This is a genomic window from Leptotrichia sp. HSP-342 (assembly GCF_041199995.1).
GTDB lineage: Bacteria > Fusobacteriota > Fusobacteriia > Fusobacteriales > Leptotrichiaceae > Leptotrichia > Leptotrichia mesophila.
This window is the reverse complement of record NZ_CP165646.1, coordinates 2,265,695-2,278,297: the sequence shown is the minus strand read 5'-3', so window position 1 is coordinate 2,278,297 and position 12,603 is coordinate 2,265,695. Positions and strand designations below refer to the sequence as shown.

Annotated in this window: 11 protein-coding genes; 1 reads left to right on the top strand and 10 read right to left on the bottom strand. The window is 30.1% G+C overall.

All coding sequences use genetic code 11. The features are described from left to right. Window position 1: 1 nt before the first annotated feature. The 10 genes from glmU to AB8B23_RS11295 all read right to left on the bottom strand — a co-directional run bounded on the left by glmU (window position 2) and on the right by AB8B23_RS11295 (window position 9,929). Window positions 2-1,336: a bifunctional UDP-N-acetylglucosamine diphosphorylase/glucosamine-1-phosphate N-acetyltransferase GlmU gene (gene glmU, locus AB8B23_RS11340; protein WP_369713939.1), complete on the bottom strand. Its 1,335-nt coding sequence runs from the start codon at window positions 1,334-1,336 to the stop codon at window positions 2-4. A 222-nt stretch (window positions 1,337-1,558) separates the two neighbouring features. After that, the gene (locus AB8B23_RS11335) at window positions 1,559-2,506 is read right to left on the bottom strand and encodes a hypothetical protein (RefSeq protein ID WP_369712825.1); all 948 of its coding nucleotides are present in this window, start codon (window positions 2,504-2,506) and stop codon (window positions 1,559-1,561) included. A 52-nt stretch (window positions 2,507-2,558) separates the two neighbouring features. Then, window positions 2,559-2,978 (bottom strand): DUF2721 domain-containing protein, encoded by a 420-nt coding sequence (locus AB8B23_RS11330; protein WP_021745299.1) that lies wholly within the window; start codon window positions 2,976-2,978, stop codon window positions 2,559-2,561. A gap of 147 nt (window positions 2,979-3,125) precedes the next feature. Continuing rightward, entirely contained in the window at window positions 3,126-3,812 is a 687-nt protein-coding gene (gene gpmA / locus AB8B23_RS11325) for a 2,3-diphosphoglycerate-dependent phosphoglycerate mutase (RefSeq protein WP_021745298.1), read from the bottom strand. Window positions 3,813-3,875: 63 nt separating this feature from the next. Continuing rightward, window positions 3,876-4,163, bottom strand: coding sequence for a hypothetical protein (locus tag AB8B23_RS11320; RefSeq protein ID WP_021745297.1), 288 nt, complete (start codon window positions 4,161-4,163; stop codon window positions 3,876-3,878). A gap of 50 nt (window positions 4,164-4,213) precedes the next feature. Further along, a complete protein-coding gene (locus AB8B23_RS11315; protein ID WP_369712824.1) occupies window positions 4,214-4,960 on the bottom strand; it encodes a hypothetical protein in 747 nt (248 codons plus the stop codon). A 36-nt stretch (window positions 4,961-4,996) separates the two neighbouring features. After that, window positions 4,997-7,177, bottom strand: a complete 2,181-nt coding sequence (locus AB8B23_RS11310; protein WP_369712823.1) for a heavy metal translocating P-type ATPase — start codon at window positions 7,175-7,177, stop codon at window positions 4,997-4,999. Between the two features lie 33 nt (window positions 7,178-7,210). Then, the gene (locus tag AB8B23_RS11305) at window positions 7,211-7,582 is read right to left on the bottom strand and encodes an HMA2 domain-containing protein (RefSeq protein ID WP_147004897.1); all 372 of its coding nucleotides are present in this window, start codon (window positions 7,580-7,582) and stop codon (window positions 7,211-7,213) included. After that, a complete protein-coding gene (locus tag AB8B23_RS11300) occupies window positions 7,582-8,067 on the bottom strand; it encodes an HMA2 domain-containing protein (RefSeq protein WP_369712822.1) in 486 nt (161 codons plus the stop codon). Before AB8B23_RS11300 ends, AB8B23_RS11305 begins: the two co-directional genes overlap by 1 nt. A gap of 152 nt (window positions 8,068-8,219) precedes the next feature. Next, a complete protein-coding gene (locus AB8B23_RS11295) occupies window positions 8,220-9,929 on the bottom strand; it encodes a DUF262 domain-containing protein (RefSeq protein ID WP_369712821.1) in 1,710 nt (569 codons plus the stop codon). 292 nt (window positions 9,930-10,221) lie between these two features. Here AB8B23_RS11295 and AB8B23_RS11290 point away from each other — a divergent pair, with 292 nt between their 5' ends. Beyond that, a complete protein-coding gene (locus AB8B23_RS11290) occupies window positions 10,222-12,486 on the top strand; it encodes a RelA/SpoT family protein (protein ID WP_021745291.1) in 2,265 nt (754 codons plus the stop codon). Window positions 12,487-12,603 lie beyond the last annotated feature (117 nt).

The window sequence follows — 12,603 nt, the reverse complement described above, 5'->3', positions numbered from 1 at the left end:
TCTATTTTTTCTCTTTATTTACTTGTTTTGCTCTTCCAAATGCCAATGCTTCATCTGGAATATCTTTTGTAATAACCGATCCAGCCGCTGTTAGAACTTTGCTTCCTATTTCAACTGGAGCTACAATTATCGAATTGCTTCCAATAAAGGCATTTTTCCCAATTTTTGTCTTATGTTTATTTTTTCCATCATAGTTACAAGTAATTGTCCCTGCACCAATATTTGTGTCTTCCCCAACTTCAGCGTCTCCAATATAAGTCAAATGCCCTGTTTTCACACCTTTTTCAAGCGTAGCATTTTTTATTTCCACAAAGTTTCCCACATGTACAGTTTCTTTCAAATGTGCCTTTGGACGTAAATGTGCAAAAGGTCCCACAGTTACCCCTTCCTCAAGAGTAGATTGCTCAACCACAGAAGCCTCTATTTTCACATTATCAGCAATCACAGAATTTTCAATTCTTGTATTTCCCAGGATTTCGCAGTTTTTTCCAATTTTTGTATTTCCTTGAATTGTAACATTTGGATAAATTACAGTATCCTGTCCAATTTCAACATTATCTTCAATATAAGTTGTATCTGGGTCAATCAGAATTACTCCGTTATCCATAAGTTCAATATTTTTTCTGTCCCTTGAAATTTTACTTGCCTGCGCTAACTGAACTTTTGAGTTTACTCCTAAGATTTCATCTTCATCTTCAATTTGAAAGCTGTCAACTTTATAGCCTTCTGTCGATAAAATTTTTATAGCATCGGTCAAATAATATTCACCTTTTGAATTGTTATTGTCAATTTTTTCTATCGCATAAAGCAGACTTTGATTTTTGAAAATATAGACTCCAGTATTAATTTCATCTATTTTTTTCTCACTTTCGCTTGCTTCCTTTTCTTCGACAATGTTTGAAATTTTGCCATTTTCTTTAACAATTCGTCCGTAGCCAAATGGATTTTTAACTTTACATGAAAGCACGATGCAATCAAGATTTTTTTCATCAAAGTTATCCTTTAATTTTTTCAAAGTTTCTTCTTTTAAAAGAGGCGTATCTCCGCAAGTGATGAGCACATCTTCACCGTATTCCTTGATTTTATCCTTTGCAATTAGAATAGCGTGTCCTGTTCCAAGCTGTTCTTCTTGTATGACATAAACGACATTTCCCATTTCAGCTAGAACATCTTCCTTTTTGTGTCCTAGAATAAAAATATTTTTTTCATTCCCGATATTTTCCAGCACATTGACAACTCTTTTAATCATAGGAACACCATTTACCTTGTGTAAAACCTTCGATTGATCGGACTTCATACGAGTCCCTTTTCCTGCCGCCAAAATTAACGAAATCATCATTCCTCCTTCAATTTAATTATTAACAATAAAATATTTGTTTTCATTTTACTCAAAGCTATAAAAAATCTAGTGTTTAAAAAAACTCAAATTTTTGAGTTTAACAAAATTACTTTACGTTCTAATTATATCAATTTTTTCCGATTTATTCAAATGTTATGAAAAAGTTTTTTATTTGTTAAAATATATTGCAAAAAATTTTAACTTTATCGAAATGTAACCTTATATATAGCAATAATTTGTTATATAAAGAATATGAATATCTAAATAATTTATATTCAAAATTTCAATAAATTGAAAATTTTTATCCAATATTTTTAATTGTAATCTTTTATTTTCCAATTTTGTTACTATCCCAACTTTACTATCTTCAAAACATTCATTGTCAATAAAAACAAATAAATTATTTTCCTGACAAATTTTTAAAATTGAAAGATAATCTAACTTATTAATATTTTCAAAAAATTTATTTAAGTTTATTTTGTCAATATATTTAACTTTAGTAAATGGCTTAGATATTTCTTCAATAAATTCTTTTTGGATAACTCTTACAAATTTTTCAGTTACAAAATTGGGGATTTCTTTTAAAACTAAAAAATTTTCATTTTCCATAACAATATTTCCAATATAGGTTTTTCCAACAAATAATTTGATTTTATGAATCTCAAAATTTTTATTTATTTTTTTCCTGTCAAAAAATTTTATCAAACGGATATAATTTTTAGAAATAATTTCTGTAGAAGTTACGTTTAGATTATAATCCAGTATTTCCAAAAGATAGTTTTCTCCAATTTTTTTGGTAATATAGCAAATTTCCGTTGTTTCGTCTTTCAAATGTAAAAAAACTAAAGTTTTGTATTTTATAATATTTTCTAAAATATCGTCAATGGAATTTAAGTTTTTTGTATACAGCCATTCGTAACTGCTTTCCGTTTTATCTAATAAGTTACTTCCTAAATTTTTTATATAATCTGAATCCAAAATAATTCTTTGAATTTTATCAATTTTATAGATTTTCATTCCATCTTCATTATTTTCAACATCATAAGATTTTAAAAGTAGATAATTATCCCAGATTTTTATTATATTTCCAACAGAAAATCCATCAGTATCAAATCTGTAAATTCCAATTTTATCAATACTTTCCAAATTTAATAAAAATTCTTTCATTTTTTCTCCATCAAAATATTTATAATTTATGTATGTTCAATAATTCTAGTTTTTATTTATTTTTTTTCTTAATTTCATTATCATTTTCATTATAATTTAAATGAATCCTCAAAGCCTCTAGTGAAATCTGAATTTCTAACAATGAAAATATTAACGAAATTATGAGCGACACTAGACTTATCCCAAAACTTATATATCCAATAAAATTTATTTGGAAAAACAGGAATAACATTGAAACAGCACATAATAATAAGCTAAAAACCCCAAAATACTGCATTCTTTTAATGTATTTCAATCTTTTCCTTAGATTCTTAACTTGATAAAATTCATGCTCGATTTCTCCGCTTGAATCCATCTGTCTAACAATCGCTGTAAGTGCCAAAAATCTGTTAGTATATGCCAGCAAAAGAAGAGATACCGTAGGAAAAAGAACAGCTGGGGTAGTTATTTCCAAAGTCATATTTTTCATCATCCTTCCATTTTTTTATAATATATATTTATTTAACAATTTAAATACTACACTTTATTTTTATTATAATTGAAATTACTAAAAAATGCAAAATAAAAATGCAAGGACTAAAATTTTGCCCTTGCTTAAAAGATTTTATTTTTATTAAAATTAAAATGAATCTGGTGATGACAATACTTTTAAATCTTTATCTATTTCAAATACTAAAGGTTTTCCTGTTGTTAAATTCAGTTTTAAAATATCGTCATCTGAAATATTTAGCAAATATTTTATTAAAGCACGCAAACTATTTCCGTGAGCTGCTACAATAACATTTTTCCCTTCCTGCAAACTTTTTGAAATATGTGAGTGCCAGTAAGGCAGAACTCTTTCGATAGTATCTTTAAGGCTTTCTCCAAGTGGCGCTTCAGAATCAGATAAATCTGCATATCTTCTATCTGATTTTGGATAGTATTCGCTTGATTTGTCTATTGCAGGCGGGGCAACATCAAAGCTTCTTCTCCAGATAAGGACTTGCTCGTCTCCATATTTTTTAGCAGTTTCAGCTTTGTTTAATCCTTGTAATGCTCCATAATGACGTTCATTCAATCTCCAAGATTTGTAAACTGGAATGTATAGTTCATCCAGTTCTTCCAAAACGTAATTAAGAGTTTTAATAGCTCTTTTCAAATAAGACGTGTAAGCAATGTCAAAAACTAATCCCATTTCCTTTAATGCTTTACCTCCAGCTTTTGCCTCTTCCACTCCTTTTGAAGTCAAATCTACATCTTTCCATCCAGTAAATTTGTTTTCCAAGTTCCATTCACTTTCTCCATGACGAATTAATACTAATTTCATTGTTTTCCTCCTTTTGGTAAAGTCCTTTTATATTTGAACTAATAAAAAAGCGGCTTTATTTTACTATCGTGTTTCAGTTTCTGCAACTGCTTCTGCAGCAGCTGTGTTTGTAGATAGTTCTTTTTCAGCAATTAAATCTTCAAGATGTTCTTTTGTTGTCATCAATTCTTCAAGGTTCATATTGTCGTAAGCCGCTTCTGAAGATGTTTTTATGTTTATTCCTTGTTTTCTTAAAAAACTGTCAACTTTATTTTGATTTTTTTTGTACAGGTAATAACCTACTGCTACAGTTCCTACTCCGATTGCTGCTCCTACTAAATGTTCCTTTTTAATGTTTCCAAATTTTATCATTTTTATACCTCCAAATTTTTATTTGTTATTATTTTATCATTTATTAATTTTTATTGCAAAGCAATGTATTTGTCATCTAGCTCATTGCCTGCCCTGTTATTAAAAAATATGTGATCTATCAAATCACTCAGATTTTCAATAGAATTATCATTTCTTACATCTACAACATAATGAGATTTTCCATTATCAGCTTTTAAACGATAAATTCTTACTTCCTTGTTGGAAAAGTTATTTAATACAAGATGCCGTCCAAAAGTTGTAAACCACATAAGCGCTATCGCTGTAACCGATCTGTTTGCCAGATACGATTTGAGCAAATATAATGCAGGCAATATTTCAATGTCAAAAAAACCTTTACGCTGTGTTTCCCTGTAAGCATGCTCGATAATTGCTGCGGTTGTCAGCCCCGCTGTAAAGTTATTTATGCCGATTTGTAATTTTTCAACTTTACTTTTGCCAAGCCCATACAGAAACGAAAGTAATATTGCGGCTCCAGAATAAACAGACAGTAAATCTATTGATTTTTCTTCAAAATCTTCAACAAGTTTTACTGAAGTCATGCCATGTTCAACTGATAAGGCAGTCGCAGTTCGGTAAATTACTTCATCTATTGAAATTTCTTCAGGCTCAAATGTAACGAGCAAAGTATTTATAGTCTGATTATACCGTAAAGCTGTATTTTTAGTTTCAACTTTTACTGTTTCAAAAATTTTTTTTGTATTGGCAATATCGTGTGAAATTTTGAATCTGACACGATTCGGTAATTTATGCAATATTATTAAGGTTAGTTTTTTCATATCTTAATTCAAACTCCTTTAAAAACACAAAAATTTTTATTTATTAACATCGTATTTTAATAGTCGCAATGAATTTCCAACTACTAAAATTGTGATAGAGTTATGCAAAATTGAACTGTATATTGCAGGCAGAAGTCCTGTTGCACCTAATACAAGGGCAAAACTATTTATTCCAATTGCCATTGCAAAATTCTGCTTTATTATTTTTACAGTGTTTTTTGCTAAACCAATTACACCTGGTATTAGTAATGGGTCGTCTGAAGTTATTGTAACATCAGCAGCTTCCATCGCAATGTCGGTACGTGAACTTCCTAGAGCTATTCCTACATTTGCGTAGGAAAGGGCAGGAGCGTCGTTTATTCCGTCACCTATCATAATAACTTTTGAACCAATTGAACGGAATTTTAAAATATCTTTAGCCTTGTCCTCAGGAAGCAATTCAGACTCGTATCTATCCATTGACATTCTTGAAGCGATAGTTTCAGCCTGCTGTCTCAAATCTCCCGTTAACAGTACAATATCATCTATTCCTTGATTTCTTAGCCGATTCATTGCCTTTTTTATATTTTCCCTAGGCGGATCTGAAACACCGATAACACCTATTAAATCATTATTTTTAGCCACGTAAATTACAATTTCTCCACGATTTTGCATTCCCTTCACTATATCACTTGCCACTTCTAGTGAAATATCATTCTCTTCCATGTATTTCAGGCTTCCTACACGAATAATATCCTTATTTACAAAAGTTTCTATCCCTCTTGCAACTTTAATAACGGATTCCTTATGTTTTGGAATTTTTAATCCTCTATTTTTAATTTCATTCAAAATTGCACTTGCTAAAGGATGTGATGAAGTTTCTTCAGCCGCGGCAGCTAGTGCAAGCATTCGGTTGTCTTTCATATTTTTTCCAAAAGTCTTCAGCGTTTGAATTTTAGGTTTTCCTTCGGTAATTGTACCTGTTTTGTCAAATATTACTGTGTCAGATCTTGAAAGTTCTTCCAGATAGTTGCTTCCTTTAATCAAAATTCCATTTTTAGCCGCTGTATTAATTGAAGCTGAAAATGCTGTTGCTGTTGACAGTCTTATTCCGCATGAATAGTCAATTACAAGCATACTAAGGGCTTTTTGCAAGTTTTTCGTTGAAACATAGACAATTCCGGCGAGCAGAAAGTTAAGCGGGATTAACTGTGCAGAAAATGTATCGGCATAAGATTGAATATCAGCCTTGTTAAAAGCGGCATCTTCCACTAATTTTATAATTCTAGAAGCTGTCCTGTCATCTCCAACCTTCTCAGCTTTTACAGTAATATTTCCACTTTTTAAAAGTGTTCCTGCAAAAACTTCTTCTCCAGCCTTTTTCGTAACAGGCATATATTCCCCAGTAATTGCCGACTGATCAATTATCGCCTCACCTTTTTCAATCGTTCCATCCACACTTATTTTTTCCCCAGTTTGAACAAGTATAAAATCTCCCTTGCTAATTTCTTCAATTGGAACTTTTTTGGCCGTATTTCCATCATCAGACTGCTTCCAGACATAGTTTTCTCCAACACTTAACATGTCTTTAATTACGCCACGTGTCTTTTTCATTGTATAAACAGTCAGAAGCTCTGCAAATTTTTCTAAAATCATAATTGTCAAAGCTGTTCGTTCACTTCCTAAAATAATGCTGCTGACAATAGCTGTAGAACTTAGAGTATCTGCGTTGGGACGCTTATTTTGAATAAGAGAATAAATTCCATTTTTTAAAACAGGCAGGGCTAAAGAAACTGTTGATAAAGTTTTGTAGTTAAATAGCCGTCTGATTCCTGTTAATTTTATGTTTGGATTTGGCAGTAGCAGTAAAAGTACAGCAGCACCAATATTTTTAATAATTTCCTGTGGAGATTCTTCCTGCAGACGTCTTTCAATCACATATTTATTTGATATTTGTTTTTTTTCGTTTTTGTATATATCTACTAGATATGTATTTAATGTATTTTGAAGTAAAGATATTAAGTTTTCACCAGTTAATGAGAAATTGTCAAAATAAACAAGAATAGTTCCTGTAATACTTGAAATTTCAACACTTTGGATATAATGAACCTGCATTAGCTGCTTTGTTATCTCTTCCTTATGAATTCCAAGATATTTTAAAGCTCTTGATTTTATTCTGATTCTTCCACGAATTTCGTGTAAAATCTTGCAGTCCAGCAAATAATCTTTATTTAACATAAAAATCCCTTTCTTTTTTCATTTTGGCAATAATTAAAGTTCTTTAATTATGTTATAAAAAGTATCCAAATTATCTTCTATTTCCTTTAAGGATTTATTTTCATATAATTCAGAATGATTAATCATAGTTTTCCAGACTTTGTTCAGCCAGTCTAGTATTTGTTTTTCTGAAATTAATTTTACATCATAGTAAAGCAGAATTTTATTTGTCACATACGAATACTCAATACTTTTTATGCCTTTTTTTGATAAAATAAGTTCTGTAACTCGATAATCATATTTTTTTAATTCTTCTGGAATCTTTGACAAATTTGGGACCGAAAGCCTTAATCTGCCAGGAATACTGTGTACAACCTTTATCTGGTTAAACATCAAATATGTAGCCTTAAATAAATTTTCTAACATTATTTTCTTTTCCCTTCTGATAAAAAAATAAAAGCCCACCATAATAAAGTAGTACCTGTAGGCAATTTTGGAATTTCTCTTAATTTTTTAATGCCATAAAAAGCAAAAATTCCTGCAACTAATGTCTTTAAGTCCAGATAACCTCTACTTTTATTGTAAATAGCCATATCAACAGATTCAAATGCCTGTTTTAACATTTTTTTTACTTTTCCAGGCTTATTTTTTAAGGTTTTTTCTTCTAGATGGAGCAATTTTAGAACGATTAAATACAAAAACGAACTCTCAATAATTTTTTCATCAAAATAAATTAAGATGCTTCCAATAATTGAATTAACGCTTACTGAGTGTATTCCTGATAATTGACGCATATTATTTAAAAATTCCTGTTCTAACTCCTCATTCTCTTTTAATGCATCTGTTTGAAGTCTCAACCGTCCATTCTGGTAATGTTTTACTTGAATAACGCCATAAAAATTTTGTAACATAATTGACTCCTTAAATATTTTTATAAATCATTATATACCTTTTTATTTTAAATTTCAAGGATTTAATTAAATAAAATAAAACGAACTTTAAAACAATTTTATTAAAAAAATAAGGGCATTTCTAACACCCTTATCCTAAAAAATTATTAAATTTAAAATTCATATTCCCCATTCCATGTAATGAACAATTTAACAAGTTCTTCCGATACCTTTCTGTTTCTTTTGTCAATATCTTCAAAAGTCCAGTCAGTCTTATCAGCTGGGATTAATTCACGTACATATTTAATTTTAGATTTTGCATAATTTTCCTTTTTCTTTTCAAAAAAGTTTTCTGAAGCTTTAATTGACAATCTTTTTTCAAAAGGAATCTTGTTTCCAATATAATTTATATATTCTTTAACCTGTTTATTTTCAACACTTTCTGAGAAACAGTTACTCCATTTTTGTGGCAATATATATTCAATTTCCCATTTTTCAGGCAATAATTCGTCTTGATTGTTGTAAACAACCATTTTTAAAATCATCCGCACAAGATTTTTGTTTGGTGTCTTGACTTTTTCTTGCAATATTGAAATTGGAATATTCTTGAATGCAATCTTTGGAGAAATATTATCAACGATATCAACATTAAGTTTAAGAATATCAGCTTTTACAGCGGCAACACTCGGTGTTACAAGATAATTTGCTGTCAATTCTAAAAATAGCTTTCTTAAAAATTTTAAGAAATAAGTTTCAAAATTTTCTTTTTCGCCATGTGACAAATAATAGACAACAACAGGATATTTCCAAGATTCATTTGGATAAGCTGATAAAGTATCCAAAATCTTTATAATCTGTATATTTTCTGTCCAAGGTTTGTCATCAATTGATTCGTGCCTATTCATTACAATCCATAAATCAAGAATCTGATCCAGATGCTTCAAAAGATTTGATTTATAAAGCCTTGTAAATCCGCCCTTTGAATAAAAACGTCTAAGTCCAAGTGTAGTCGTTGCGACATCTTTTTCTACTGCCCTTAGATAAAACATATAATAATAAAATAGCTGTTTTACATTTTCTTTGGCATAAATTGCCCGTTCACTTAGTTTTTTCCATTGTTTTATAAACATTTTCTTGTATTCTTTTTTGATTCGGTTATACATTTTTGCCTTAAAAATATCAGCTTCAGAAAGTGGTAATCCTCTGTCATTCAAGGTAGAAAATACACTTAATGCATCGTCTTGTGAATCTGTTTTTATTGGAAAGACAACGGCTCTATTTAAAGTATAATAAATAAATTCAAGCATTAATGTAGGGCTTAGTTCACAAAGTTTATCAAATAACTTTTGAAATAAAATATAATTTCTTGAATAATTGTCAGTAGCCTTAGAATCTGCAACTCCTGTTTCTAAAATATTCTGTAAAATTTTATTCCCTTCATTATCTATAACTCGTGAATTAATAAGTACACTTTTATAGTCAACTTCCCCAGTTAATTTCTCCTGCTTCCAGAGTGCAGGCTGAATTTGTCTTATAAAATTTTCCTGCTCAATAGTTTTTTCCTCATAGGAAACCAATTTCGTATAAATTGCACGCAAAAGAAGAAACAATGAAGTAATTCTCTGTTGACCATCAATTATTTCTTGTTCCCCGTTCTCATTTTCATAAGAAACTATGCTTCCTAAAAAATATGTTCCTTCCACTTCACTATTTCTCTTTGACTCATTTTCAGTAAATTCTAATAAATCATAAAACAACGTCTTAGTCTCATTTTCAGTCCAGGAATACGGTCTCTGATATTCAGGTATTAAAAACGTCTGATCTTTTCCGCTTTCCAGCAACTGCTTTATGCTTTGCTTATTAACTTGTATTGTTGCAACCATAACGCCTCCTACAGTGTTCTTTTTATAAATTATACACTATTTCGATGGTATTTTTCAACTGGAAAAATTTTTAGTTATAAAAATTTATTTTTTTAATTAGATAAAACTTATATTTTACTTTTGAATATAAATTTTTTCAACAATTTAGTTATTCAAAACAAAAATAATTAACAATATTCACACTTTATAATAGATTTTTTTTTAAATGTATAGTAAAATAATTTTAAGAAGATATTTATGTATAAACAGGGCTATGATAGAGTTTGTTAGATAAGAGGAGGATGGATGCGAGATGGATGAGAAAAAAGTATTAAAAAATGACTGGAAAATGACAGATGATGAGATTGAAGATATGAAAATGCCGGAGATTGTTAATAAAAGTTATAATGAGCTGTATAAGCAGTTGGCAGATAAAATTAAGGAAAATAATCTAGATGTAGATATGGATAAAGTAGCAGAGGCTTTTACACTTGCTTATGAGTCACATGTGGGACAGAAGAGAAAAAGTGGAGAGAACTACATTTTGCATCCTGTAGAAGTAGCAGAAATACTCGCTGATATGAGAATGGATACAGATACGATTGTGGCAGGGCTTCTTCATGATGTAGTTGAGGATACGCTTATAACATTGGCAGATATTGAGTATAACTTTGGAGAAGATGTAAGAAAACTTGTAGATGGAGTTACAAAACTTAGGAATTTACCAAGAACAGATAGTAAAAAGCTGGAGAATATAAGAAAAATGGTAGTTGCAATGTCGGAAGACATTCGGGTTGTAATTATAAAACTTGCGGATAGACTTCATAATATGCGGACATTAAAATATATGAAGCCTGAAAAACAGCAGGAAAAATCAAAAGAAACCATTGAAATTTATGCACCAATTGCACATAGAATTGGGATGGCAAAGATAAAATGGGAACTGGAAGATATTAGTTTTAGATTTTTATATCCAAAAGATTATTACGAGATTAAGGAACTTATAAATTCCAAAAGGAAGGAACGTGAAGAATATACAGCAAATTTTATTGAAAAAATTCAAGCAGAACTTGAAAAAAATCATATAAAAGGAGAAGTTACAGGACGTCCAAAGCATTTATACAGCATTTATCGTAAAATGAATGAAAAGGAAAAAAGATTCGTAGATTTGAATGACTTGATTGCGATAAGAATTATTGTTGAGAAAAAAAATGAGTGCTATAATGTACTTGGAATAATTCATGATTTGTTCATTCCAGTATTTAAACGTTTCAAGGACTATATTTCCCAGCCAAAACCAAACGGCTACCAATCCATCCATACAACTGTGAAAGGGCCTAATGACCAAAATGTCGAAATTCAGATTAGAACTCAAGAAATGCACGAAATAGCAGAAGAAGGGGTTGCTGCACATTGGAAATACAAAGAAAAAAAATCTAAGTCTAAAAATGAAAAATTTTATGCAGATGCAAAAAAATTAACTGATTCTGTTCAAAGCAAATCAGATGAAAAGGAACAAAAGGGATTTGCACAGGAAGTTACAGGAGATGTTTTAAAACAGACGATATTTGTGTTCACACCAAAAGATGATGTAATGGAAATGCCTAGGAATTCAACAGCACTTGATTTTGCATTCCAAGTTCATACGCAAATTGGATACAGAACGATTGGAGCAAAGGTAAACGGAAGAATTACACAGCTAAATCAGGTACTTAAAAATGGAGATAAAGTCGAAGTCATGACGTCCAAAAATGTTAATAAAGGTCCTGGAAAAGACTGGATTGAAATGGTAAACAATCACAGTTCTCGTGTGAAAATTCGAAAATGGTTTAAAGATAAGGAATTTGAAGAAAAATCAAAAGAAGGGGAACAAATTCTGGAAAAGGAATTTGAGCAGCTTGGACTAAAACTGAAGGATATGCTTGAAGATGAACGTGTTTTCCTTTATATGAAAAAATTTAATATAGCTGATACTAAAACATTATTTTACAGATTTGCTATCGGAGATTTGTCGCTTGACGGATTTATGAACAAATTTGAAAAAAAAGAAGAAAAGGCTCTTGAAAAAGTGCTTGAGGAAGAAACAGAAAAAGCAAATAGACAAAAAGGGAAAAATAATGGTGGAGTCAAAATATCTGGAACTGAGAATACGATGTATCGCTTTGCAAAATGTTGCAGTCCACTTCCTGGAGATGAAATACGAGGTTATGTAACAAGAGGACGTGGAATAGCAATACACCGCTCAGATTGTCAAAATTTCATATCCCTTATGGAAAAAGAGCCCGAAAGAGAAATTGATGTTTACTGGGATAAATCTGCAATGTCTGCTAATACAACATATGAATTTAATTTTACAATAAAAGCTTCAGATAGAAACGGACTTCTTCTTGACATTATCCGGATTTTAAACGAATACAAAATGAATCTTCTAAATGTAAACACAAATGCTTTCAAGGAAAATGGCAATAAAAGAATGCTCATACATTTAAGAATAACAATAAGAAGCCGTGAAGATTTTGATAGATTGGCAAACAATTTGAAATCAATGTCAGAAGTGATAGATATAATCAAAAAATAGTAAGTGAAAGCTAAAAAGGGGGAAGTTATAAATGGAATTAAAAACAATAATCACAATAATTATACTAATATTTTTATTTAAAATTTTTATAAAAATTACTAAAAAAATATTGTTTTT